This window comes from Streptomyces sp. NPDC050732 (genome assembly GCF_040654255.1).
Lineage (GTDB): Bacteria > Actinomycetota > Actinomycetes > Streptomycetales > Streptomycetaceae > Streptomyces.
This window is the reverse complement of sequence record NZ_JBFAHP010000042.1, coordinates 46,632-71,086: the sequence shown is the minus strand read 5'-3', so window position 1 is coordinate 71,086 and position 24,455 is coordinate 46,632. Positions and strand designations below refer to the sequence as shown.

General features: G+C 70.5%; 24 protein-coding genes and 1 tRNA gene. 9 read left to right on the top strand and 16 right to left on the bottom strand.

All coding sequences use genetic code 11. The features are described 5' to 3' along the window. Positions 1-34: 34 nt before the first annotated feature. Entirely contained in the window at positions 35-1,858 is a 1,824-nt protein-coding gene (locus AB0H82_RS31040; protein WP_362998606.1) for a PQQ-binding-like beta-propeller repeat protein, read from the top strand. A gap of 224 nt (positions 1,859-2,082) precedes the next feature. Next, positions 2,083-2,805 carry a LuxR C-terminal-related transcriptional regulator gene (locus AB0H82_RS31035; protein WP_362998604.1) on the top strand — a complete coding sequence of 241 codons (723 nt, stop codon included), beginning with the start codon at positions 2,083-2,085 and terminating at the stop codon, positions 2,803-2,805. 21 nt (positions 2,806-2,826) lie between these two features. Here AB0H82_RS31035 and AB0H82_RS31030 read toward each other — a convergent pair whose 3' ends face one another. Both AB0H82_RS31030 and AB0H82_RS31025 read right to left on the bottom strand, forming a co-directional pair. Continuing rightward, entirely contained in the window at positions 2,827-3,108 is a 282-nt protein-coding gene (locus tag AB0H82_RS31030; RefSeq protein WP_362998602.1) for a hypothetical protein, read from the bottom strand. A 23-nt stretch (positions 3,109-3,131) separates the two neighbouring features. Further along, positions 3,132-4,817: a sodium:solute symporter family protein gene (locus tag AB0H82_RS31025; protein ID WP_362998600.1), complete on the bottom strand. Its 1,686-nt coding sequence runs from the start codon at positions 4,815-4,817 to the stop codon at positions 3,132-3,134. Positions 4,818-4,985: 168 nt separating this feature from the next. Between AB0H82_RS31025 and galT the strand changes: the two genes are divergently transcribed. Genes galT through galK form a run of 3 tightly spaced genes read left to right on the top strand, consistent with a single transcriptional unit; the run spans position 4,986 to position 8,175 of the window. Next, positions 4,986-6,050, top strand: coding sequence for a galactose-1-phosphate uridylyltransferase (gene galT, locus AB0H82_RS31020; protein ID WP_362998598.1), 1,065 nt, complete (start codon positions 4,986-4,988; stop codon positions 6,048-6,050). Then, a complete protein-coding gene (galE, locus tag AB0H82_RS31015; protein ID WP_362998596.1) occupies positions 6,047-7,000 on the top strand; it encodes a UDP-glucose 4-epimerase GalE in 954 nt (317 codons plus the stop codon). Before galT ends, galE begins: the two co-directional genes overlap by 4 nt. Before the next feature lie 20 nt (positions 7,001-7,020). Then, positions 7,021-8,175: a galactokinase gene (gene galK, locus AB0H82_RS31010; RefSeq protein ID WP_362998594.1), complete on the top strand. Its 1,155-nt coding sequence runs from the start codon at positions 7,021-7,023 to the stop codon at positions 8,173-8,175. Here galK and AB0H82_RS31005 read toward each other — a convergent pair. Further along, entirely contained in the window at positions 8,172-8,627 is a 456-nt protein-coding gene (locus AB0H82_RS31005; protein WP_362998592.1) for a GNAT family N-acetyltransferase, read from the bottom strand. The two genes, galK and AB0H82_RS31005, sit on opposite strands and share 4 nt — an antisense overlap. A 263-nt stretch (positions 8,628-8,890) precedes the next feature. On the opposite strand from AB0H82_RS31005, the gene AB0H82_RS31000 reads away from it, so the two are divergent. Beyond that, the gene (locus AB0H82_RS31000) at positions 8,891-9,667 is read left to right on the top strand and encodes a response regulator transcription factor (protein ID WP_362998590.1); all 777 of its coding nucleotides are present in this window, start codon (positions 8,891-8,893) and stop codon (positions 9,665-9,667) included. Here the strand turns inward: AB0H82_RS31000 and tamR are convergent. Beyond that, complete coding sequence (gene tamR, locus AB0H82_RS30995; RefSeq protein WP_362998588.1) at positions 9,626-10,123, bottom strand: MarR family transcriptional regulator TamR; 498 nt, start codon at positions 10,121-10,123, stop codon at positions 9,626-9,628. The two genes, AB0H82_RS31000 and tamR, sit on opposite strands and share 42 nt — an antisense overlap. 113 nt (positions 10,124-10,236) lie before the next feature. Between tamR and AB0H82_RS30990 the strand changes: the two genes are divergently transcribed. Continuing rightward, positions 10,237-11,070: a trans-aconitate 2-methyltransferase gene (locus AB0H82_RS30990; protein ID WP_362998586.1), complete on the top strand. Its 834-nt coding sequence runs from the start codon at positions 10,237-10,239 to the stop codon at positions 11,068-11,070. On the opposite strand, the gene AB0H82_RS30985 is transcribed toward AB0H82_RS30990, so the two are convergent. From AB0H82_RS30985 to AB0H82_RS30970, 4 genes are read right to left on the bottom strand one after another with little or no spacing between them, the layout of a single operon-like run. Then, positions 11,045-11,293 carry a type II toxin-antitoxin system RelE/ParE family toxin gene (locus AB0H82_RS30985; protein ID WP_362998584.1) on the bottom strand — a complete coding sequence of 83 codons (249 nt, stop codon included), beginning with the start codon at positions 11,291-11,293 and terminating at the stop codon, positions 11,045-11,047. The genes AB0H82_RS30990 and AB0H82_RS30985 overlap by 26 nt on opposite strands. After that, on the bottom strand, positions 11,290-11,541 hold the full coding sequence (locus AB0H82_RS30980; RefSeq protein WP_362998582.1) for a type II toxin-antitoxin system Phd/YefM family antitoxin: 252 nt from the start codon (positions 11,539-11,541) through the stop codon (positions 11,290-11,292). Before AB0H82_RS30980 ends, AB0H82_RS30985 begins: the two co-directional genes overlap by 4 nt. Positions 11,542-11,600: 59 nt before the next feature. Further along, complete coding sequence (locus AB0H82_RS30975) at positions 11,601-12,287, bottom strand: TetR/AcrR family transcriptional regulator (protein ID WP_362998580.1); 687 nt, start codon at positions 12,285-12,287, stop codon at positions 11,601-11,603. Beyond that, positions 12,284-13,306, bottom strand: a complete 1,023-nt coding sequence (locus AB0H82_RS30970; RefSeq protein ID WP_362998578.1) for a fatty acid desaturase — start codon at positions 13,304-13,306, stop codon at positions 12,284-12,286. Before AB0H82_RS30970 ends, AB0H82_RS30975 begins: the two co-directional genes overlap by 4 nt. Positions 13,307-13,583: 277 nt before the next feature. Between AB0H82_RS30970 and ppc the strand changes: the two genes are divergently transcribed. Beyond that, positions 13,584-16,328: a phosphoenolpyruvate carboxylase gene (gene ppc, locus AB0H82_RS30965; protein ID WP_362998576.1), complete on the top strand. Its 2,745-nt coding sequence runs from the start codon at positions 13,584-13,586 to the stop codon at positions 16,326-16,328. A 97-nt stretch (positions 16,329-16,425) separates the two neighbouring features. On the opposite strand, the gene pth is transcribed toward ppc, so the two are convergent. The 6 genes from pth to AB0H82_RS30935 all read right to left on the bottom strand — a co-directional run bounded on the left by pth (position 16,426) and on the right by AB0H82_RS30935 (position 21,574). Next, positions 16,426-17,028, bottom strand: coding sequence for an aminoacyl-tRNA hydrolase (gene pth / locus AB0H82_RS30960; protein WP_362998574.1), 603 nt, complete (start codon positions 17,026-17,028; stop codon positions 16,426-16,428). Positions 17,029-17,132: 104 nt separating this feature from the next. After that, complete coding sequence (locus AB0H82_RS30955) at positions 17,133-17,726, bottom strand: 50S ribosomal protein L25/general stress protein Ctc (protein WP_362998572.1); 594 nt, start codon at positions 17,724-17,726, stop codon at positions 17,133-17,135. 204 nt (positions 17,727-17,930) lie between these two features. Beyond that, positions 17,931-18,905 (bottom strand): ribose-phosphate diphosphokinase, encoded by a 975-nt coding sequence (locus AB0H82_RS30950; RefSeq protein ID WP_150168841.1) that lies wholly within the window; start codon positions 18,903-18,905, stop codon positions 17,931-17,933. A gap of 113 nt (positions 18,906-19,018) precedes the next feature. Next, positions 19,019-20,467 carry a bifunctional UDP-N-acetylglucosamine diphosphorylase/glucosamine-1-phosphate N-acetyltransferase GlmU gene (gene glmU, locus AB0H82_RS30945; RefSeq protein WP_362998569.1) on the bottom strand — a complete coding sequence of 483 codons (1,449 nt, stop codon included), beginning with the start codon at positions 20,465-20,467 and terminating at the stop codon, positions 19,019-19,021. A gap of 138 nt (positions 20,468-20,605) precedes the next feature. Then, positions 20,606-20,681: transfer RNA gene (locus AB0H82_RS30940), tRNA-Gln, on the bottom strand. 14 nt (positions 20,682-20,695) lie between these two features. Then, on the bottom strand, positions 20,696-21,574 hold the full coding sequence (locus tag AB0H82_RS30935) for a hypothetical protein (RefSeq protein ID WP_362998567.1): 879 nt from the start codon (positions 21,572-21,574) through the stop codon (positions 20,696-20,698). Positions 21,575-21,742: 168 nt separating this feature from the next. Here AB0H82_RS30935 and AB0H82_RS30930 point away from each other — a divergent pair, with 168 nt between their 5' ends. Further along, positions 21,743-23,065 (top strand): histidine kinase, encoded by a 1,323-nt coding sequence (locus AB0H82_RS30930; protein WP_362998565.1) that lies wholly within the window; start codon positions 21,743-21,745, stop codon positions 23,063-23,065. A gap of 30 nt (positions 23,066-23,095) precedes the next feature. Here the strand turns inward: AB0H82_RS30930 and AB0H82_RS30925 are convergent, their stop codons facing one another. Then, positions 23,096-23,626, bottom strand: coding sequence for an SUKH-3 domain-containing protein (locus tag AB0H82_RS30925; RefSeq protein ID WP_362998563.1), 531 nt, complete (start codon positions 23,624-23,626; stop codon positions 23,096-23,098). A 70-nt stretch (positions 23,627-23,696) separates the two neighbouring features. Next, complete coding sequence (locus AB0H82_RS30920; protein ID WP_362998622.1) at positions 23,697-24,203, bottom strand: YwqJ-related putative deaminase; 507 nt, start codon at positions 24,201-24,203, stop codon at positions 23,697-23,699. Positions 24,204-24,455: the final 252 nt, after the last annotated feature.

Genomic DNA, 24,455 nt, shown 5'->3' with positions numbered 1-24,455 from the left:
CGACCGCTCTCGTCCCCAAGGAATAGACGACGTCATGACCCAGCCGCCCCAGCCACCGCAGCAGCCGCCGAACGAGCCCCCGCAGGGCGGCTTCGGTGCCCCGCAGGACCCTCCGCCCGGAGGCTTCGGCAAGGCCCCCGACCCGTCGTACGGCTACCCGCAGACGCCGCCCCCGCCCGCGGCTCCCCCGGCGGCACCTCCGGCTCCCCCCGCACCCCCGGCGGGCCAGCCCACCTACGGCTACCCGCAGGCACCCCAGCCCCCGCAGAGCTACGGCTACCCGACGCAGCCCGCCACGCCGCAGTACCAGCAGCAGGGCTACCAGCAGCCGTACCAGCAGGGCTACCAGCAGCCGCCGACCATGCCGATGCAGCCGCAGCCCGGCGACTCCGGCTCCGGCGGCAAGAAGTTCAACAGCCAGCTGGCGATCATCGTCGCGGCGGTCGCCGCGATCGCGCTGATCGTCGGCGGCGGCGTCTTCTACGCCTCGACGAAGGACGACGACTCCAAGAACACCGCGCAGGAGTCCGGCAAGGACGGCAAGGGCGGCAAGGGTTCCGAGAAGGGCGAGCAGGGCGGCACCACGCCGGACCAGGGTCCGGCCAAGGAGAAGGCGCCGGCCGACACCTCGGCCAAGGTCCTCATGCAGCTGCCCCAGCCCGAGGTCCCCAAGGACCAGATCTGGAACGTCACGGGCTCCGTGTTGACCGACGACATCTACGCCAAGGCGGGCGTCAACGAGCTCAACGGCTACGACCCGGACACCGGCAAGAAGAAGTGGACGGTCCCGCTGTCCGGCATGACCTGCGCCATCTCGCCGGAGGTCACCGAGGACGGCATCGTCGCGGTCGTCACCGAGGAGGCCGAGCGGAACAAGAAGGGCGACTACGAACAGTGCTCCAACGTCTCCGCGGTTGACCTGACGTCCGGCAAGAAGCTCTGGACCGAGAGCGTCGAGACCAACGGCGTGAAGGCGACCTTCAAGGAAGTCACCATCTCGGGCACCACGATCGCCGCCGGCGCGGGCACCTCCAGCGGCGGCGCCGCCTGGGACGTCAAGGGCAACTCCCTGTGGAAGCCGAAGGTCGGCAAGTGCGAGGACGTCGGCTACGCCGGCGGTGACCAGCTGGTCGCGGTCCGCAAGTGCGGCACGTACGGCGACGAGCGGCTGAAGGTCCAGCTCCTCGACCCGAAGACCGGCAAGGACAAGTGGACGTACCCGCTCGCCGACGGCATCGACAACGCCAAGGTCATCTCGACGAACCCGGTCGTCTTCGGCCAGGACACCACCGAGATCACCGCGTCCGGTGTCACGGACGTCTTCGCCATCGGCAGCAACGGCAAGCTGCGCTCCAAGATCTCCCTGGAGGACGGCAAGTACGACCACGACTGCGGCGTCAACATGGTGAACGACTGCAAGGCGATCACCGTGGGCAACGACCGGCTGTACGTCCCGACGCGCCAGCACGACGGCGCCGGCGAGAGCTACAACCGCACCAACGAGATCGTCTCCTTCTCGCTGGCCACCGGAAAGCCCACCAGCGACCGCGCGGTCGCCGGTGAGAACGGCGAGATCTTCCCGATCCGCATGGACGGCGGCAACGTCATCGCGTACAAGGCGCACGGCTACCAGAAGGGCGCCCAGGTCGTGTCGCTCGACGGCAAGACGATGAAGGAGACCAAGCTCCTGGAGACCCCGGGCTCCGAGGCGGTCACCGACGCGATCAGCGGCATGGTCCCGAAGTCGAACGAACTCCTCTACGGCAACGGGCACTTGTTCCTCGGCAAGAAGCTGCTGAGCAAGCCCTACTCGAAGGACGAGAAGGAGTTCGTGGCGCTCGGCTTCGTCGCGAAGTAGCCGCACGGCAAGGCAGTGCACGACGGCGGCGGCCGCCCCCCGCACCATCCGGGGGGCGGCCGCCGCCGTTCGTGTACCCCTCCGTACCTCCCAGCGCCCCCGAAGGGCAGGGATTTCGGCATTCCGGGCCGCTTCTGACGGGTAGGGGGCGCGCAACGTCGAACAAGCGTGTAGCTTCCGGGGGATGAAGGGTCGGGGGGCCCGCGGGGAAGTGGGGGGTTGCTATGGGTGTGCGGCTCATGGTGGTCGACGACCACCGACTGCTCGCCGAGGCACTCGCCTCGGCACTGAAATTGCGCGGGCACCGGGTGCTCGCCGCCGCCGCGCCCGCCGCGGGTGCGGCGGAACTGGTCATCAGCAGGGCTCCGGAGGTCTGCCTCCTGGGCACGGCCACACCGGCCGAGCCCGGCATGTTCGACCCGGTCGTCAAGATCAAGCGGGAGCGGCCGCAGGTGGCGGTCGTGGTGCTCGGGCCGGTGCCGAACCCGCGCGGCATCGCCGCCGCCTTCGCCTCCGGCGCCTCCGGTTACGTACGCCATGACGAGCGCATCGAAGGAGTGGAGCGCGCCATCATGAAGGCGCGCGCCGGGGAGGCCGCCGTCGCGCCCCAGCTGCTGCAGGGTGCCTTCAGCGAGCTGCTCAATCCGGCCGCGCAGCCCGACGACGAGGGGCAGCGGCTGCTGCAGATGCTGACGCCCCGCGAGGTCGAGGTCCTGGTGCGGGTCGCGGACGGCGAGGACACCCGGCTGATCGCCGCCGGGATGGGGATAGCGCCCAGCACGGCGCGTACGCACGTGCAGCGGGTCCTGATGAAACTGGGCGTCGGCTCGCGCCTGGAGGCCGCCGCGCTCGCCGCGCGCACGGGTCTCCTGGAGCGCGCCGAGCGCCCCGCGGCGATGTACGCGAACGGCGCGGACACGCCGAGGGGGCCCGAGTCACCGCAGTGACCCCGGGCCCCGCACGGGACGTCAGTCGCGCTCCGGCTCCTGTGCGGGCGGCACCGTCGGCCGCAGCCACAGCCAGCCGAGGAAGAAGAGCCCGAGGGCGAGCATGCCGAGGCCCGTCCACAGGTTGATGTTGATGTCCTCGGCCTTCTTCAGGTCGGCGTCGGACGCGGTGATCCCGGCGATCGTCACGATGACGCCGTAGACGACGAACAGGCCGCCGATGATCCGCCGGATGTCGAAGAGGCGGGCCGCCGTCGCGGACTTGGCCTCCAGGTCGGAGACGTGCTTGTGCAGGTCGGACACGGTATTCGGTCCTCCGGTCGGGGCTAGAGCGAGTACGGCAGGTAGCAGGCGGCGGCGAGGACGACGGCGCCCCAGCCGAGCAGGGCCGGCTTGCGGTACCAGGCGTCGTCACCCGCCTCCGCACCCTCGTCCTCCAGGCCCGGCGATGCCGTGCCGTAGACGAGTCCGGCCAGTTCGGCCTCCGGCTTGGGGGCGGTGAAGAGCGTGACGACGACCATCACGACGGCGCCCGCGACGAAGCCGACGATCGCGGAGACGAAGTTGGCGCCCTGGTCGGTCGGGATGTCGACGACGCCCTGCTTGTAGATCCAGAAGTAGTTGACCATCGCCGCGGTGGTGCCCGCGACCAGGCCCCACACACCGGATTTCATCGAGGCCCGCTTCCAGAACATGCCGATGATGAAGACCACGAACATCGGGACGTTGAAGAAGGAGAAGAGGGTCTGGAGGTACCCCATGATGTTCGAGAACGACGAGGCGATGAACGCCGTGCCGATCGAGGCGAGCACACCGATCGCGGTGATGAGGCGGCCGAAGTTCAGGTAGTAGCCGTCCTCGCGGCCCTTGACCACGTACTTCGCCCAGATGTCGTACGTGAACACGGTGTTGAAGGACGAGACGTTCGCCGCCATGCCCGCCATGAACGCGGCGAGCAGACCCGTGACCGCGATGCCGAGGACGCCGTTGGGCAGCAGCTCCTGCATCAGGTAGGGGATCGCGTCGTTGTACGTCAGGTCCGAGCCCGGCGTGCCGATCTTCGGCACGAGGACGGCGGCGACCAGGCCCGGGATCATCACCAGGAAGACGATGAAGATCTTCGGGAAGGCCGCGATCAGCGGGGTGCGCTGGGCCGCGCTCAGGTTCTTCGCGGAGAGGGCGCGCTGCACCTCGGCGAAGTTGGTCGTCCAGTAGCCGAAGGAGAGCACGAAGCCGAGGCCGAGGATGATCGTCAGCCAGTTGGCGCCGAGCGGGTTGGCGTCGCCGATGCCCGTGCCGCCCCAGGCCGTCATGAAGTTGTCGCCGTGCTGCTGTTCGATGGAGCCCGTGAGGCCGTCCCAGCCGCCGACCTTCTTCAGGCCGATGACGCAGATGGGTATCAGCGCGGCGAGGATCACGAAGAACTGCAGCACTTCGTTGTAGATCGCCGAGGAGAGACCGCCGATGGTGATGTACGCGAGCACGAAGAGCCCCGCGACGACGATCGCCACCCACTGCGGCCAGCCGAGCAGCGCCTCGACGACGATCGACAGGGCGTAGAGGTTCACGCCCGCGATGAGGATCGCCGCGAAGGCGAAGAGCGCCGAGCTGAGCAGGTGCGCCGACCTGTCGAAGCGCTGGAGCAGGAACTCGGGGACGGAGCGGACCTTGCTGCGGTAGTAGAACGGCATCATGACCAGGCCGAGGAAGACCATGGCCGGGATGGCGCCGATCCAGTACCAGTGGACGACCGCGACGCCGTACTGCGCGCCGGTGGCGGCCATGCCCAGGATCTCGGTGGCGCCCAGGTTCGCGGCGACGAAGGCGAGACCGGTGACCCAGGCGGGCAGGGAGCGGCCCGAGAGGAAGAAGTCGAGGCTGGTTTTGACGGAGCGCCGGGCGGCGAAGCCGATGCCGAGGACCACGGCGAAGTAGATCGCCAGGATCGCGTAGTCCAGGCCGTTGGTGGGCAGCCGAAGCCCCTCGGCCAGGGTTGTTGTGGGGGACTGCATGGGAACTCGCTTCGTTGCGCGAACGGATCAGACCGGAACCTACGCCCCTTGCTTCAATAACTGAACAGTTCTGTTGGTGTTCTTTGTTTGATTGTGATCGTTGACGTTGCTGTTGACTTGTGGTTTGTTATGTTCGGTTCTGTTGGGTGGGTGGTGAGGAGCCCGGACGTGAAGAAGACCTCGACCCGTCTCGCCGACGGTCGTGAGCTCATCTACTACGACGTACGCGACGACGCGGTCCGCGAGGCGGCCGACCGGCGTCCGCTCGGGCCCGTCTCCACGACGTCGGAGATCCGCGAGGACCGTCTTCTCGGCGACGCGGTCGCCATCGCGTCCCACCGCCAGGGCCGCACCTACCACCCGCCGGCCGACGAGTGCCCCCTCTGCCCCTCCGCCGGGGACCGGCTCAGCGAGATCCCCGACTCCGCGTACGACGTCGTGGTCTTCGAGAACCGCTTCCCCTCGCTCGCCGGCGACGCGGGCCGCTGCGAGGTCGTCTGCTTCACCTCCGACCACGACGCGTCCTTCGCCGACCTCACCCCCGAACAGGCCGGACTCGTCCTGGAGGCCTGGACCGACCGCACCGCCGAGCTCTCCCACCTGCCCTCCGTCGAGCAGGTGTTCTGCTTCGAGAACCGCGGCGCCGAGATCGGCGTGACCCTCGGCCATCCGCACGGGCAGATCTACGCGTATCCCTTCGTCACCCCGCGCACGGCCCTGATGCTCCGCTCGCTCGCCGCGTTCAAGGAGGCGTCCGGCGGCGGCAACCTCTTCGACGACATCGTCGCCGAGGAGAGCGCGGGGGAGCGGGTCGTCCTGGAGGGCGAGCACTGGATCGCCTTCGTGCCGTACGCCGCGCACTGGCCCTACGAGGTGCACCTGTACCCCAAGCGCCGGGTGCCGGACCTGCTCGGTCTCGACGAGGCGGCGCGCACAGAGTTTCCACAGCTGTACCTGGAACTCTTGAGGCGCTTCGACCGGATCTTCGACGAGTCGGGGGAGGCCCCCACCCCCTACATCTCCGCCTGGCACCAGGCGCCGTTCGGCACGCTCGACGGATATGAGGGGATCAATCGTGATGACTTCGCCCTGCACCTCGAACTTTTCACGATTCGCCGCACTTCGGGCAAGCTGAAGTTCCTCGCGGGTTCCGAATCCGGCATGAGCGTGTTCATCAACGACGTGCCGCCGGAAGCCGCGGCCCAGCGACTGCGAGAGGTAGCGAGTTCATGAGCGGTAAGTACCTGGTCACCGGTGGAGCGGGCTACGTGGGCAGTGTGGTGGCCCAGCACCTGATCGAGGCCGGGCACGAGGTGACGGTCCTCGACAACCTCTCGACCGGCTTCCGCGAGGGCGTCCCCTCGGGCGCGGCCTTCATCGAGGGCGACATCCGTGATGCCGCCAAGTGGCTGGACTCCTCGTACGACGCCGTGCTGCACTTCGCCGCCTTCTCCCAGGTCGGCGAGTCCGTCGTCAAGCCCGAGAAGTACTGGGACAACAACGTCGGCGGCACCATGGCGCTGCTCGCCGCCATGCGCGACGCCGACGTGCGCAGGCTCGTCTTCTCCTCCACGGCCGCGACGTACGGCGAGCCCGTGAGCACCCCCATCACGGAGACCGACCCGACCGCCCCCACCTCCCCCTACGGTGCCTCCAAGCTCGCCGTCGACCACATGATCACCGGGGAGGCGGCCGCGCACGGCCTGGCCGCCGTCTCGCTGCGCTACTTCAACGTCGCGGGCGCGTACGGCGACTGCGGCGAGCGCCACGACCCCGAGTCGCACCTCATCCCCCTCGTCCTCCAGGTCGCGCAGGGCAGGCGCGAGGCGATCAGCGTCTTCGGCGACGACTACCCGACCCCCGACGGGACCTGCGTCCGCGACTACATCCACGTCGCCGACCTCGCCGAGGCGCACCTCCTCGCCGTCGAGGCCGCCACCCCCGGCGAACACCTCATCTGCAACCTCGGCAACGGCAACGGCTTCTCCGTCCGTGAGGTCATCGAGACCGTCCGCCGGGTCACCGGCCACCCCATCCCCGAGGTGCTCGCCCCGCGCCGCGGCGGCGACCCGGCGGTCCTCGTCGCCTCCGCCGCCACCGCCCGCGAGAAGCTCGGCTGGCACCCGTCCCGCGCGGATCTCGCGGGCATCGTCGCCGACGCGTGGGCGTTCGCCCAGCGATGACCGTGATGGAGAGACAACCGATGGACGTAGTGGCGCACTTCGCGGAGCTGTACGGATACGAGGCGGAGGGGGTCTGGTCGGCCCCCGGCCGGGTCAACCTCATCGGCGAGTACACCGACTTCAACGAAGGCTTCGTGCTGCCGCTCGCGCTGCCGCACACCGCGGTCGCGGCGGTGGCGCGCCGCACCGACGGCGTCCTTCGGCTCCACTCGGCCGACATCGACGCCCCGGTCGCCGAACTGCGCGTGGCCGACCTGACACCCCTGTCGCAGTACGGCCAGGGCGGCTGGGCCGCCTACCCGGCGGGCGTGGTGTGGGCGCTGCGGGAGGCGGGCCACGACGTCTCCGGGGGCGCCGACCTCCACCTCGCCTCGACCGTGCCGACCGGGGCGGGCCTGTCCTCGTCGGCCGCCCTGGAGGTCGTCACGGCCCTCGCCCTGAACGACCTGTACGAACTTTCTCTGGGTGGGCCGGAGTTGGCCGTTCTCGCCCAGCGCGCCGAGAACGCCTTCGTCGGCGTGCCGTGCGGCGTGATGGACCAGATGGCCTCCGCGTGCGCCACCGAGGGTCACGCCCTGCACCTGGACTGCCGCGACCTCTCCATACGCCAGGTCCCCTTCGACCTGGCGGCCCACGGCCTGCGGCTCCTGGTCGTCGACTCGCGCGTGAAACACGCCCTCGGGGACGGCGCCTACGCGGAGCGGCGCGCCGGCTGCGAGGCGGGCGCGCGGGCGCTCGGAGTCACGCACCTGCGCGACATCCCGTACGCCGAACTCCCCTCCGCCCTCGGCAAGCTGACGGACGAAAAGGTCCGCCGCTACGTCCGCCACGTCGTGTCGGACGACCACCGCGTCGAGCAGGTCATCGCACTCCTCGCCGCCGGCGACGTCCGCGCGATCGGCCCCGTCCTCACCGACGGCCACGCCTCGCTCCGCGACGACCTGCGCATCTCCTGCCCGGAGCTGGACCTGGTGGTGTCCTCCGCGAACGCGGCGGGCGCCCTCGGCGCCCGGATGACCGGCGGCGGCTTCGGCGGCTCGGCGGTCGTCCTGGTGGAGTCGGCCGCCGAGGACACGGTGACGAAGTCGATCCTGGAGGCCTTCGCCGCGGCGGGCCACCCCGCACCGCGGGTGTTCCCCGCGGTGGCGTCGGCGGGGGCGCGCCGGGAGATTTAGGCGAGCCGCTTGGTGAGCGTGAACTCCTTGACACCCTCCGGGTAGTCGGGGATCACGCCCACCAGCTCGTACCCCTGGTTCCGGTAGAAGCCGGGGGCCTGGAAGTCCCAGGTCTCCACACGGGAGTTGAGGCAGCCGCGGTCCTCGCGGGCCACCCGCTCCGCCTCCGCCAGGAGGCGCGAGCCGAGGCCCGCGCCGCGGTGGCGGTCGTCGACCCAGAGGTAATTCACGTGCAGCCAGCGCGCCCAGGTGTGCGCGGCGAGCCCCGCCGCCAGGCCGCCGGCCCCGTCCAACGCCCAGACGCCCAGGGGGACTTCGAGGTCGTCCTGGGTCCCGCGCAGGGCGCGGAGCTCGGGTGATGCCGCCGTGTTCGTCTCGCGCAGCCGTGAACGAAGCAGACCCAGCCGCTCTTTGTCGACTCCCGTCTCCATACGAAACATACGGCTCACCATAAACGCGTCGGCCAATCAGTTCTGCAAATCGCCTTCCGCTCCGGGCGTCCGGCCCTACTCTGAAGGGCAGTGCCGGTGGGGGCCGGCACTGATCAGGGGGCGAGACAGTCGGGTACGACGCCCGGCGTGGGAGGGGCGGTCACAGCACGGCGGCGGCCGTGCGACCGCGTCGACCCCCGTACCGGGCGCCGTACCCGCACCAGCCGTTCTCCGATGACGGGGTATCCCCAGCTCCTTGCGGGAGCTCGGGGAAGGGGGTTTCTGTGGTTCGCATTCGAGTCCTGGTCGTCGACGACCACCGCATCTTCGCCGAGTCGCTGGCCGCCGCGCTCGCGGCCGAGCCCGACGTCGACGTGTCCGCGGCCGGCAGCGGTCCCGCCGCGCTGCGCTGCCTGGAGCGTGCGGTCACCGAAGGCCGCAGATACGACGTACTGCTCGTCGACGCCGACCTCGGCAGCACCGCGAGCGCCCTCCAGAGCACCAGGCCCGCCGTCCCCGTCCAGGACGGGAACGCCGACGGGCTCGTCGACGGCATCTCCCTGGTCGCCGGCGTCCGCTCCGGCCAGCCCGCCGTGCGCACCGTCGTCCTCGCCGAGAAGGACGACCCGCGCCGCGCGGCCCTCGCCCTCCAGGCAGGCGCCTCCGGCTGGGTCGCCAAGGACTGTTCCCTGTCCCGGCTGCTCACGGTCATACGCGGCGTGCTCCGGGACGAGACCCACCTGCCGCCCGCCCTGCTCACCGGCGTCCTGCGCGAGCTGACCGCCGCCCGCAAGCACCGCACCGAGTCCGAGCGCCTCGTGGAGTCCCTGACCCCGCGCGAGCGCGAGGTGCTGCGCTGCATGGTGGCCGGCCTGGGCAGGAAGGCCGTCGCCGAACGGCTGTTCCTCTCCCCGCACACGGTGCGTACCCACATGCAGAACGTCCTGGGGAAACTGGGCGTCCACTCCACCCTCGCCGCGGTGGCCCTCGCCCGCCGCGCGGGCGTCGGCCCGGCCGACCTAGCCGGGGATGTTGTCGAACGGGGCGGTCAACTGGCGTAGCAGCCCCGCCAGTTCACCCCGCTGGGCGCGGGAGAGCTCGGCGAGGATCGCCCGCTCCTGCTCCAGGAGCCCGGCGAGCGCCTGGTCCGCGCGGTCCCGCCCCTCGGCGGTGAGGCGCACGAGGACACCGCGCCGGTCGCTCGGGTCCGGCAGCCGCTCCACGAGGCCCTTCTTCGCGAGCCGGTCGATGCGGTTCGTCATCGTGCCGGACGTCACGAGCGTCTGGGTGAGGAGCTGGCCGGGGGAGAGCTGGTAGGGCGCGCCGGCGCGCCGCAGCGACGTCAGGACGTCGAACTCCCAGGGCTCCAGATTGTGCTCGGCGAACGCGAGCCTGCGGGCCCGGTCAAGGTGCCGCGCGAGCCTGCTCACGCGGCTGAGCACCTCGAGTGGTTCCACGTCGAGGTCCGGGCGCTCCCGGCGCCACGCTGCGACCAGCCGATCGACCTCGTCCTCCATGACGATCAGTGTAGGGGGTCTGTCGACGTGAAGTCTCTTGACGTCAAGATATCCGGGCGTTCAGGATGGGTTCAGGATGGCGACAGACCCCGTCACCCCAGGAGGCCCGCACCATGCCCGCAGCCACCCCGACCTGGGACCCGCACCAGTACCTCCGCCACGCCGGCCATCGCTCCCGCCCCTTCGCCGACCTGCTCGCCCGCGTCCCCGAGCTGCCCGCTGCCGGCCGGCCGCCCCGCGTCGCCGACCTCGGCTGCGGCCCCGGCAACGTCACCCGGCTCCTCGCCGACCGCTGGCCCACCGCGCACATCACCGGCTTCGACAATTCCCCGGAGATGCTGGCCCGCGCCGGCCGGCTGGCCGGTCCCACCGCAGGGGGCGGCCGCCTCGACTTCACCCCGGCCGACGCGACGGAGTGGGCCCCGGCCCCGGGCACGTACGACCTGATCCTCTCCAACGCCACCCTGCAGTGGGTGCCGGGCCACCCCGACTTGTTCCCGGCGTGGATCGAGGCCCTGACCCCCGGCGGCACGTTCGCCTTCCAGGTACCGGGCAACTTCGACGCCCCGAGCCACGTCCTGATGCGCGACCTGGCCGCGTCCCCTCGCTGGCGCGACCGCCTCGGCGATGTCCTGCGCCACGCGGACGCGGTGCTCCCGCCGGGGGCGTACCTGGCACGCCTCGCCGACCTCGGCTGCGAGGTCGACGCCTGGGAGACCACGTACCAGCACCTCCTCGCGGGCGAGGACCCGGTCCTCGACTGGGTCAAGGGCACGGGCCTGCGCCCGGTCCTCACGGCCCTGGCGGACGACCCGGGGGCGACGGAGGCGTTCCTCGCGGAGTACGGCGAGCTGCTGCGCGCGGCTTATCCGGCGACGGGGCGCGGCACCGTGTTCCCCTTCCGGCGGGTGTTCGCGGTGGCTACGGTGTGCGGCCGAGGTGTGTGACGAGGATGCGGATGACGGTGTCGTCGATGAAGTAAAGAGCGCGGTAATCGCCGACCCGGAGGCGCCGCGCGGTGGGTCCGTACGCCGTGGAGCCGGCTGGGCGGGGCTGCTCGGCGAGCCCGTCGACGGCTTCGTAGAGCGCGGCGAGGCCCACCGGGTCGTCCTTGAGGGAGCGGACGGCCGCGTTGGTGGCGGCCGGCTCCCAGATGATCTGGTAGGTCACGGACGCAGCCCCAGCATTCGTCCGACTTCCTCGTGCGGGATGCCCTCTTCGAGCGTCCCTTCCGCCTTGCGGCGCTGGTAGTCGGCGAGTGCCAGGGCGTCTTCCAGGTCCTCTATGACATGCGGCGAGACGAGCAGCGCGGCCACGTGCCCGTGGTCGGTGAGGGCGATGGTCTCGCGGCTGTGGGCGGCCCGGCGCACCAGGTCGCCGAGTTGTGCACGGGCCGCGCTGATCGCAATCTCGGTCATGCGCCAAGAGTGCATGACATTAATCTTGTGGTCAATGTGTGGCCAAAGCTTGATCGGCCTCAGCTCTTCCGGTGACCTATCAGGCGCGGCTTCGGCTCCAGACCGTCCAACCCGTGCCACGCCAGATTCACCAGGTGCGCCGCCACCTCCGCCTTCTTCGGCTTGCGTGCGTCCAGCCACCACTGGCCCGTCAGCGCGACCATGCCGACCAGCGCCTGCGCGTACAGCGGCGCCAGCTTCTGGTCGAAGCCGCGGCCCTTGAACTCCTGGCCCAGGATGTCCTCCACCTGCGTCGCGATGTCGGAGATCAGGGAGGCGAAGGTGCCGGTGGACTGGGCCACCGGCGAATCGCGGACCAGGATGCGGAAGCCGTCCGTGTACGTCTCGATGTAGTCGAGAAGGGCGAACGCCGCCTGTTCGAGGAGCTCCCGGGGGTGCCCGGCGGTGAGCGCCCCCGTCACCATGTCCAGGAGCTGCCGCATCTCGCGGTCCACCACGACCGCGTACAGCCCCTCCTTGCCGCCGAAGTGCTCGTACACGACGGGCTTGGAGACGCCGGCCTTCGCGGCGATCTCCTCCACCGACGTGCCCTCGAACCCCTTGGCGGCGAACAGCGTGCGACCGATGTCGAGAAGCTGCTCCCGGCGCTCGGCACCCGTCATCCGGGTCCGCCGGGCGCGCCGGGGCTGCTTCTCTTTGCCGGCAGGGCCTGAATTGCTGGAGTCGGTCGCCACGTCGTCCATCATGCCGCGTCAGCGGCCTGCGGCTGGCGGCGGGAGTCGATGCGCGCCTTCGACGGCCAGCGCACGTCGTACGCCCAGCCGAGCCGCTCGCACCAGCGGATGATCCGCGCCGACGAATCGATCTGGCCCTTCATCACGCCGTGCCGCGCCGACGTCGGGTCGGCGTGGTGGAGGTTGTGCCAGGACTCGCCGCAGGACAGCACCGCGAGCCACCACACGTTGCCTGAACGGTCACGCGACTTGAAGGGCCGCTTGCCCACCGCGTGACAGATCGAGTTGATCGACCACGTGACGTGGTGCAGCAGCGACACACGGACCAGGGAGCCCCAGAAGAACGCCGTGAACGCGCCCCACCACGACATGGTGACGAGGCCGCCGACCACCGGCGGGATCGCCAGCGACACGATCGTCCACATCAGGAACTGCCGCGAGATGCGGCGGATCGCCGGGTCCTTGACCAGGTCCGGCGCGTACTTCTCCTGCGACGTCCGCTCCTCGTCGAACATCCAGCCGATGTGCGCCCACCACAGCCCCTTCATCAGGGCAGGGACCGTCTCGCCGAAGCGCCAGGGGGAGTGCGGGTCGCCCTCGGCGTCCGAGAACTTGTGGTGCTTGCGGTGGTCCGCCACCCAGCGCACCACGGGGCCCTCGACCGCCATCGACCCGGCCACCGCGAGCGCGATCCGCAGCGGCCGCTTCGCCTTGAAGGAGCCGTGCGTGAAGTAGCGGTGGAAGCCGATGGTGATGCCGTGGCACCCCAGGAAGTACATGAAGACGAGCAGGCCGAGGTCCAGCCAGCTCACCCCCCAGCCCCAGGCCAGCGGCACCGCCGCGACCAGGGCGAGGAACGGGACGGTGATGAAGAGGAGCAGCGCGATCTGTTCGACCGAACGCTTCCGCTCGCCGCCCAGCGTCGCGGGCGGCGGCGAACCGGCCGCGCCGGTCGAGTCGGCCGAGCCGGTCGTCCGCGGAGCGTCTTGGATCACATCGGAGTCGGAGTACGCATCGGAGGTTGTCGTCATGGGCACGTCCCCTATGGGGTCGAGGGCTGGGGTGGGAGTAGTGCACGGGCACGGTTCCTGCAACGGCTGCGATACCACGTTACCTACGGTTCCGTAACCTACGGCGACGTAAGTATGGCAGTGCGGAGCTCCGGGGCAAGAGCCCGCGAGCTCTGTGCCCGAAGTGACACCTATCCTTGGACACGGTCGGACAGCGCGGTCCGCTCTGTATCTCCCCGGGTTCCCCCCGGAACCCCTCCCAGTCTTGACGTGCTTCACACTGCAAGGAGCCGCACCTGTGAGCAGTGCCGACGACCAGGGCCAGCAGGCCACAAGCACCGCCAGCGCCGAGCTGCGCGCCGACATCCGCCGCCTCGGTGACCTGCTCGGCGAGACCCTCGTACGCCAGGAGGGTCCCGAACTCCTCGAACTGGTCGAGAAGGTTCGCCGGCTGACGCGCGAGGACGGCGAGGCCGCCGCCAAGCTCCTCGGCGGCACGGAACTGGAGACCGCGGCCAAGCTGGTCCGCGCCTTCTCCACGTACTTCCATCTGGCGAACGTCACCGAGCAGGTCCACCGCGGCCGCGAGCTGCGCGCCCGGCGCGCCGCCGAGGGCGGCCTCCTCGCCCGCACCGCCGACCGCCTCAAGGACGCCGACCCCGAGCACCTGCGCCAGACCGTGCAGAACCTCAACGTGCGCCCCGTCTTCACCGCGCACCCCACCGAGGCCGCCCGCCGCTCCGTGCTCAACAAGCTCCGCCGTGTCGCCGAGCTCCTGGAGACCCCGGTCATCGAGTCCGACCGGCGCCGCCACGACACCCGACTGGCCGAGAACATCGACCTCGTCTGGCAGACCGACGAACTCCGCGTCGTCCGCCCCGAACCCGCCGACGAGGCCCGCAACGCCATCTACTACCTCGACGAGCTGCACGCCGGCGCCGTCGGGGACGTACTGGAAGACCTCACCGCCGAACTGGAGCGCGTCGGCGTCCAGCTCCCCGAAGGCACCCGCCCCCTCAGCTTCGGCACCTGGATCGGCGGCGACCGCGACGGCAACCCGAACGTGACCCCCCAGGTCACCTGGGACGTCCTGATCCTCCAGCACGAGCACGGCATCAACGACGCGCTCGACATGATCGACGAGCTGCGCGGCTTCCTCTCCAACTCCATCCGCTACACCGGCGCCACCGACGAGCTCAAGGCCTCCCTCCAGGGCGACCTGGAGCGGCTGCCCGAGATCAGCCCCCGCTACAAGCGCCTCAACGCCGAGGAGCCCTACCGCCTCAAGGCCACCTGCATCCGGCAGAAGCTGGAGAACACCAAGCAGCGCCTGGCCAAGGGCACCCCGCACGAGCCGGGCCGCGACTACCTCGGCACGAGCGAGCTCCTTGCGGACCTCACCCTCATCCAGACCTCGCTGCGCGAGCACAAGGGCGCCCTCTTCGCCGACGGCCGGATGAACCGCACCATCCGCACGCTCGCCGCCTTCGGCCTCCAGCTGGCGACGATGGACGTACGCGAGCACGCGGACGCCCACCACCACGCCCTCGGCCAGCTCTTCGACCGCCTCGGCGAGGAGTCCTGGCGGTACGCGGACATGCCCCGCGAGTACCGGCAGAAGCTGCTCGCCAAGGAGCTCAGGTCCCGGCGGCCGCTCGGTCCTTCCCCCGCACCCGTCGACGCCGCCGGCGAGAAGACCCTCGGTGTCTTCCTCACCGTCAAGAAGGCCCTCGAAGTCTTCGGGCCCGAGGTCGTCGAGTCGTACATCATCTCGATGTGCCAGGGCGCCGACGACGTCTTCGCCGCCGCCGTCCTCGCCCGCGAGGCCGGCCTCATCGACCTGCACGCCGGCTGGGCGAAGATCGGCATCGTGCCGCTCCTGGAGACCACCGACGAGCTGCGCGCCGCCGACGTCATCCTCGACGAGATGCTCGCCGACCCGTCGTACCGGCGTCTGGTCGCGCTCCGCGGTGACGTGCAGGAAGTCATGCTCGGGTACTCGGACTCGTCCAAGTTCGGCGGCATCACCACGAGTCAGTGGGAGATCCACCGCGCTCAGCGGCGCCTCCGCGACGTCGCCCACCGCTACGGCGTCCGGCTGCGCCTCTTCCACGGCCGCGGCGGCACCGTCGGCCGCGGCGGCGGCCCCTCCCACGACGCGATCCTCGCCCAGCCCTGGGGCACCCTGGAGGGCGAGATCAAGGTGACCGAGCAGGGCGAGGTCATCTCCGACAAGTACCTGGTGCCTTCGCTGGCCAGGGAGAACCTGGAGCTGACGGTCGCGGCGACGCTGCAGGCCTCCGCCCTGCACACCGCGCCCCGCCAGTCCGACGAGGCCCTCGCCCGCTGGGACGCCGCCATGGACGTCGTCTCCGACGCCGCGCACTCCGCGTACCGGCGCTTCGTCGAGGATCCCGACCTGCCGACGTACTTCCTCGCGTCGACACCCGTCGACCAGCTCGCCGACCTGCACCTCGGCTCCCGGCCGTCCCGCCGCCCCGGCTCGGGCGTCTCGCTCGACGGCCTGCGCGCCATCCCGTGGGTCTTCGGCTGGACCCAGTCCCGGCAGATCGTGCCCGGCTGGTTCGGCGTCGGCTCCGGCCTCAAGGCGCTGCGCGAGGCCGGCCTGGACACCGTCCTCGACGAGATGCACGAGCACTGGCACTTCTTCCGCAACTTCATCTCCAACGTCGAGATGACGCTCGCGAAGACGGACCTGCGGATCGCCAGGCACTACGTCGACACGCTCGTGCCGGACGAGCTCAAGCACGTCTTCGCCACGATCGAGGAGGAGCACGAGCTGACGGTGCGCGAGGTCCTGCGGATCACGGGTGGCAGCGAACTCCTCGACTCCCACCCGGCGTTGCAGCAGACCTTCGCGATCCGCGACGCGTATCTGGACCCGATCTCGTACCTTCAGGTCGCGCTGCTGAAGCGGCAGCGGGATGCGGCGGCTGCGGGGGACGAGCCTGACCCGTTGCTCGGGCGTGCGCTGCTTCTCACCGTCAACGGTGTGGCGGCGGGGCTGCGCAACACGGGCTGACGCCCCGGCTTACGTGACAGGGCCCCGCGCCACTTGGGTGGTGCGGGGCCCGCCCCTGAGCGACACCGGCTCGCCCGGCGGCGCGGCTTGCGCGTCCTCAGGAGTTGTACGTGCTCTGGGCGCGTTCCAGGCCCTCGATGACCAAGGCCTCGACCGCGTCGGCCGCGCGGTCCACGAGGTAGTCCAACTCCTTGCGCTCCGTCGAGGAGAAGTCCTTCAGGACGAAGTCCGCGACCTGCATCCGGCCCGGCGGGCGGCCGATGCCGAACCGCACCCGGTGGTAGTCGGAGCCCATCGCCTTCGTCATCGACTTCAGACCGTTGTGGCCGTTGTCGCCGCCGCCCAGCTTCAGCCGCAGCGTGCCGTAGTCGATGTCCAGCTCGTCATGGACAGCGACGACGTGCTCCGTCGGGACCTTGTAGAAGTCGCGGAGCGCCGTCACCGGACCGCCGGAGACGTTCATGTACGACATCGGCTTCACGAGGATCACCCGGCGGTTCGCGGGGCCGGGCGGACCGACGCGGCCCTCGACCACCTGCGCCTGGGCCTTCCCGGCCCGCTTGAACTTGCCGCCCATGCGGTGCGCGAGCAGGTCGGCCACCATGAAGCCCACGTTGTGCCGGTTCATGGCGTACTCGGGGCCCGGATTGCCGAGGCCCGCGATCAGCCAGGGGGCGCTGGCGTCGGTCGTCACGTGCATGTCTCCTTCATACGCGGTCCTGCGCGCATCTCTGACCTCATACGCGGCAGCCGCCGCCCCCCGAGGGGTGCGGCGGCTGCCGTGCCGGATGTGCGTCGCGAGGCTCAGGCCTCGGCGGCCGCGTCGCCCTCGGCACCCTCGGCCGGGGCCTCCTCGGCCTGCGCGGAGAGGATCTGCAGGACGACGGTGTCGTCCTCGACCGCCAGCGTGGAGCCGGCGGGCAGCGGGATGTCCTTGGCGAGGACCGCGTCGCCGGCGTCCAGACCCGCGATGGAGACGGTGACCGACTCCGGGATGTGGGTGGCCTCGGCCTCGACCGGCAGGGTGTTCAGGACGTGCTCAAGCAGGTTGTTGCCCGGCGCCAGGTCGCCCTCGGTGTGGACGGGGATCTCGACGGTGACCTTCTCGCCGCGCTTCACGATGAGCAGGTCGACGTGCTCAAGGATGCCGATGCGCAGGGCGTCACGCTGGACGGCCTTCGGGATCACGAGCTCGCTGCGACCGTCGATGTCCAGGTTGATCAGGACGTTCGAGGTCTTCAGCGCCATCAGGGTGTCGTGGTGCGGAAGGGCGATGTGGACCGGGTCCATGCCGTGGCCGTAGACGACGGCGGGCAGCTTGTCGGCGCGACGCAGACGACGGGCCGCACCCTTGCCGAACTCGGTACGGGTCTCGGCGGTGATCTTCACCTCGGACATGTGCACTCCTCGTATATGCAGTGACGGAAAAGAGTCGGTCACCCGGCCACGAACGGCCTGCTACGAAGAGCGCGTCGATAACGGACAGCCACACAGAAAAGTGCGGCCTCCCTCGCCGAGCAACTTCAGCAGTCTACTCGGCGACGGAGGCCGCACCAAAAGGATCTTCCGAGCCCCCCGGTGGACGGGGCGACGGGGCGGGTCCTACTGCTCGTCGAAGAGGCTCGTCACCGAACCGTCCTCGAAGACCTCACGCACCGCGTTCGCGATCGTCGGCGCGATGGAGAGCACCGTGATCTTGTCGAGCTCCAGCTCGCTCGGCGTGGGCAGCGTGTCCGTGAAGACGAACTCGCTGACCTTCGAGTTCTTCAGGCGGTCCGCGGCGGGGCCCGAGAGCACACCGTGCGTGGCCGTCACGATGACGTCCTCCGCACCGTGCGCGAACAGCGCGTCCGCGGCGGCGCAGATCGTGCCGCCCGTGTCGATCATGTCGTCGACCAGGACGCAGACGCGGCCCTTCACCTCACCGACGACCTCGTGCACGGTGACCTGGTTGGCGACGTCCTTGTCACGGCGCTTGTGCACGATCGCGAGGGGCGCGCCGAGGCGGTCGCACCAGCGGTCGGCCACGCGCACACGGCCGGCGTCGGGGGAGACCACCGTCAGCTTCGAACGGTCGACCTTCGCGCCCACGTAGTCCGCGAGGATCGGCAGCGCGAACAGGTGGTCGACCGGACCGTCGAAGAAGCCCTGGATCTGGTCCGTGTGCAGGTCGACCGTGAGGATGCGGTCGGCACCCGCGGTCTTCATGAGGTCCGCGATGAGACGCGCCGAGATCGGTTCACGCCCACGGTGCTTCTTGTCCTGCCGCGCGTAACCGTAGAACGGCACGATGACCGTGATGGAGCGGGCCGACGCGCGCTTCAGCGCGTCGATCATGATCAGCTGCTCCATGATCCACTTGTTGATCGGAGCGGTGTGGCTCTGGATCAGGAAGCAGTCGGCGCCGCGCGCCGACTCCTGATAGCGGACGTAGATCTCACCGTTGGCGAAATCGAAGGCCTTCGTCGGCACGATGCCGACACCCAGCTTGTGTGCGACCTCCTCGGCCAACTCGGGGTGGGCGCGGCCGGAGAAGAGCATCAACTTCTTCTCGCCGGTCGTCTTGATCCCGGTCACAGCACTGTCTCCTCAGAGAGTTCTTCCCGCTGCCGTACTCACGCGTCCCGGTGCGTCGAGTCGGCCGAATGTGCACTATCACGGTACGCCGTGTCAGACGCACCTGTTTCCGGTCAGCTTTCGCCGGCCGGCTCCCGGGACGCCGCCTCCGCCGCCTTCGCGGCCGCGCTCCCCGGACGCTTACGGGCCACCCAGCCCTCGATATTCCGCTGCTGGCCCCGGGCGACGGCCAGCGAACCGGCCGGCACATCCTTCGTGATCACGGACCCCGCGGCGGTGTACGCGCCGTCCCCGACCGTGACAGGAGCCACAAACATGTTGTCCGAACCCGTACGGCAGTGGGACCCCACCGTCGTGTGGTGCTTCGCCTCGCCGTCGTAGTTCACGAAGACGCTCGCGGCACCGATGTTGGAGTACTCGCCGATGGTCGCGTCCCCCACGTACGACAGGTGGGGCACCTTCGCGCCCTCACCGATCGTCGCGTTCTTCATCTCCACATACGTACCCGCCTTGGACTTGGTCCCAAGCCGGGTGCCGGGCCGCAGATACGCGAACGGGCCGACGCTCGCCCGCTCACCGATCTCGGCGCGGTCCGCCACGCTGTTGTCGACGCGGGCGCCCGCGCCCACCGTGGTGTCCTTCAGCCGCGTGTTGGGCCCCACCTCGGCGCCCTTGCCCACGTGCGTGACGCCCTGCAGCTGCGTCCCCGGGTGCACGACGGCGTCCCGCTCGAAGGTGACCGTGGCGTCCACCCACGTCGACGCGGGGTCGATGACGGTGACGCCGGCCAGCATCGCCTCCGTCAGCAGCCGGTCGTTGAACGTGCGGCGCGCCTGGGCCAGTTGCACGCGGTTGTTGATGCCCGCGATCTCCTCGTGGTCGTCCGCCACGGCCGCGCCCACGCGGTGCCCGGCCTCGCGCAGGATGCCGAGGACGTCCGTCAGGTACTCCTCGCCCTGACTGTTGTCCGTGCGCACCTTGCCGAGCGCCTCGGCGAGGAGCCGGCCGTCGAAGGCGAAGACGCCGGAGTTGATCTCGCGGATCGCGTGCTGGGACTCGGTGGCGTCCTTGTGCTCCACGATCGCCGTGACGGCGCCGTTCGCGGCGTCGCGCACGATGCGGCCGTAACCGGTCGCGTCCGGCACCTCGGCGGTCAGCACGGTCACGGCGTTGCCGTCGTCGCTGTGGACGGCGGCGAGCTTGCGCAGCGTCGCACCCGTCAGGAGCGGGGTGTCGCCGCAGACCACCACGACGGTGCCGTCGACGGGGCCGCCCAGCTCCTCCAGGGCGATGCGGACGGCGTGCCCCGTGCCGTTCTGCTCGGCCTGATAGGCGGTACGGACCTGCGGCGCGACGGCGCCCAGGTGCTCCCTGACCTGCTCGCTCTGGAAACCGACGACGGTGACGAGCTGCTCGGGCGAGAGCGCGGAGGCGGCGTGGAGCACGTGCCCGATGAGGGAACGTCCACAGATCTCGTGCAGGACCTTGGGGAGGTCCGACTTCATACGGGTGCCCTCACCCGCTGCGAGGACGACGACGGCTGCCGGGCAGGTTGCGCTCACGGGGGATGCCCTTCGGCTTCGGATGGGTTGGGGTTCCTCTGGGGGAGGACATCCGCAGGATACCGGGGCGTTGGGGGGCGGAAATGAGGGCGGGTCCCGACGGTGTGGTCGGGACCCGAACTGAGGCCTCGTGCGCTCTGGCTCCCCCGCAAGGATTCGAACCTTGTCCTACCAGATCCAAAATCTGGTGTGCTGCCAGTTACACCACGGGGGATGGCGCCTCAGACCTTACCTGAGCCGAGTGTCGGCGTCGGCGGTAATGCCCTTCCACCAGCCTTCGATGCGACGGTACAAGTCGGCCCCTTGCCGGATGCGAATGACCAGACAACCCCGGTAGTCCTCGCCGACGTTTTTGCGGACCGTCTTGGGGTTGTGCCGCTTCAGGGTCGCCCTCTGGAAGACGGAAGCATCGACGTGGACGAGGTCGGCCCAGAACTGTTCGGCAGCCGGTACGTCGGCGGTCTCGTGGATCAGGACGCGGTACTGGAGGCGTTCAGGGGCGATGCCGAGGAGGTCGAGCCAGGCCAGGTAGACGCGGATCACGCTGGGGTCGCTGTTCACGAAGATCACGCTCTCGCGCCGGGCGTACGGCTTGCTCTTCTGTCCTTCGGCCCAGTAGAGCGCGACTCCGGCGGTGAACAGTTCCCGATCAGTCATCCTGCCCACTTCTCTGTGCGCCGCGCGTTTGGTCTCCTTGCGTTCCTCATCCTGCGCGCTGCGCAGCCTGGCGAGCCCTTCCCGCATGAGGGCCTGATGCTCTTCCGGTGTGTAACGCGGCACCGGTCGGGGCAGATCCCGTACCCACAACGAGATCGAACTCTTCGAGCACCCGAGCTCCACTTGGATCTGGTCGTACGTCCAGCCCTGCACCCGGAGCTCCCGCGCTCGCTCCCGGAGGCCGTCCTTCGCGTTGGGCCGTTTCGTCCAGGTGGGCGGCGGCTCGCCCTGGACCAGCCGGTTCAGGATGTCGTTGTTGAAGACCTTCAACTCGTCGCGGATCTGCCGCAGACTCAGCCCGGCCCGCCGCAGGGCGACCGCCCTCTCCCGCAGTCCCTCGAAGTCCCCGTACTTGCCCATGCCGCCCTGGGAGGGCGTGATCTCCGTCATGGGGCGACCGTCGTGGCGGAATGGGATCTTCCGGGGCGGAACCGTAAAGGGTTCAACAGTTCGAGGGATACCGGCAGGTTTCGCTTTCGGTCGAACGGGGCGTGTGCTGGATCACCGAGCGGGAAACTCACCGGAAAACCGGGGCGGAACGCCCGTACGCTGGAAGGCATGACCACGACGGGGGACGACCGCACCACGGCCATGACCGGGCCGTGGTGGTGGGAGCGGTGGCGCGGGGCCGCGCTGGACGCGGGGCTCGGGGTGCTGTCCGCGGCGGAGTGCGGGGCGGAGGGAGTCGCCTTCGCGCGGGACGCGGGGCTGCCCGTGCCGGTGGGGATCGCCTTCGGTGTGCTCGCGGGTGCCGCGCTGCTGATCCGGCGGCGCTGGCCCGTCGCCGTCGTGCTGATATCGATCGCGATCACGCCCGCGCAGATGGGCGTCCTGCTGACGGTCGTCGGCCTCTACACCCTGGCCGCCTCCGAGCTGCCGCGCCGCATCACGGGCGCCCTCGCCGGCATGTCGATGGCGGGCACGCTGATCGTCGCGCTGGTGCGGGCCAACCAGGACATGGCGGAGGGCAGCCCGTCGATCGGGAGCGAGTTCATCCCGTTCTTCGCGGTGACCGCCGCGATAGGGGTGACCGCGCCGCCGGTGCTGCTCGGTCTGTACGTCGGCGCGCGGCGCCGTCTGGTGGAGGGCATGCGGGAGCGGGCCGACAGTCTGGAGCGGGAGCTTCAGCTGCTCGCCGAGCGGGCCGAGGAGCGGGCCGAGTGGGCGCGGAACGAGGAGCGGACCCGGATCGCCCGTGAGATGCACGACGTGGTCGCGCACCGGGTGAGCCTGATGGTGGTGCACGCGGCGGCACTCCAGGCGGTGGCCCGCAAGGACCCGGAGAAGGCCGTGCGGAACGCGGCGCTCGTGGGCGACATGGGCCGGCAGGCGCTGACGGAGCTGCGGCAGATGCTGGGTGTGCTGCGGACCGGCGACGGCACGAAGAGCGCCAAGCCCGTCGAGCCGCTGCCGCTGGCCGCGGTGGGGTTCGCGGCGGCCGCGGCGGCGTCGCGCGCGGTCGACGAGGACGGCCCGTGTCTCGCGGAGCTGGACGAGCTGGTGGGGCAGTCGCGGGCCGCGGGCATGGCGGTGGACCTGTCGGTGCACGGCGAGCCGCGTGACTGCTCGGCCGACGTGGAGCAGACCGCCTACCGGGTGGTGCAGGAGGCGTTGACGAACGTCCACAAGCACGCGGCGGGCGCGAAGACGTATGTGCGGCTCGCGTACCGGGGCGCGGAGATCGCGATGCAGGTGGAGAACGAGCCGCCGCCGGAGCCCGACGGGACGGCGGACGCCCGCCTGCCGAGCGGCGGCAACGGACTGGTGGGAATGAAGGAGCGGGTCACGGGCCTGGGCGGGGTCTTCGTGTCGGGCCCGACGGACGGCGGTGGCTTCCGCGTCTCGGCGGTGCTCCCGGCGGCGGCCGCGGTCGCCGGGTAGCGGGGTAGCGGCGGCGCCGCCGGGTGGGTTCTAGAAGGTTGCGTTCGCCGAGAGGCGGGTGGGCTGGGCGCCGGTGATGAGGGTGGCGAGGGCCTGGTCGATGTGGGCGCCGAGGAACCAGTCGCCGCTGTGGTCGAGGCTGTAGACGCGGCCCTCGACGTCGATCGCCAGGAGCGCCTGGTTCTCCGGCTCTTCGCCGATGGGGCATACCTCGGTGCCGAGGGCGCGGCCGAGGTCGCCGAGGGTGCGGGCGAGGTGCAGGCCGTACATGGGGTCGAGGTGCACCGTGGCGGGGGCTATCTGACGGCCGGGCCCCTGCGGCGTGATGTGCAGGCCGCCGAATTCGGCCCACGCCTCGACGGCTGCGGGGAAGACGGTGTGCCGGTGGCCCGCGGGTGAGGTGTGGCGGCGCAGGGCGTCGGCCCAGATCTCTGCCTGCTTTATGTCCCAGTGGCCGGGGCGCCAGCCGGCCGCGCGGAGGGCGGCGTCGACGGGGACGGGGAAGCGGGTGCTGCCGCCGGCGGCGGGTGAGGTGGCCGTGGCGGGGTGTTCGGGGTGCATCGGGTGGCCCTCGTTCGGTCGTGGGGGCGGTGGTGCGGGCGGTCGTGGGGGGTGGTCGGCCGGGCGGCGGTCAGGCCTCGCTCGTCGTGGGGTCGACGACCCGGACGCCGAAGTGCGCGGTGAGGGCGGTGCAGGAGCGGCAGGGCTGGGCGAAGGCGCCGTGCAGCGGGTCGCCGTCCTCACGGATGCGGCGGGTGGTGAGCTTGGCGTGTTTGAGGGCCTTGCGGGCCTCGCCGTTGGTCATGGGTTTGCGCGAGGCGCGTTTGGAGCGGCTCGCGTCGGCCGCCGTGAGGTGGCGGGAGATCAGGATGGCCTCGGCGCAGCGGCCGGTGAAGCGTTCGCGCTGGCCGCTGGTGAGGGCGTCGAGGAAGTCCTGGACGAGCGGGTGGAGCGTGGGCGGCTCGTCGCCGCGGCGCGCGGTGCAGGTGAGGGTGGTCTGGCCGCGTACGGAGAGGGCGGCGGCGACGGTGGGCAGGATGCCGTCGCGGCGCTGGCGCAGGATGGGCGCGTGGGCGGCGGTGGCGCTCCAGCCGACGCGGGGGTCTCCTCCCGCACGCGGGTCTCCTCCCGCACGCAGATCTCCCGCGCGGGGGCCTCCTGCGCGTGCGGCACCCGTGCCGGGGTCTCCTGCGCGTGCGGCACCCGTGCGGGGGTTTCCTGCGCGTGGGGCACCCGTGCCGGGGTCTCCTGCGCGGAGGTCAGCTGCCGGTGCGGCACCTGCGCGTGAGTCAGCTGCGCCGAGGTTTCCTGCGCGTGCGGCACCTGCCTGTGAATCACTTGCGCGGAGGCCACCTGCCCGTGCGGCACCCGCGCGTGAGTCAGCTGCGCC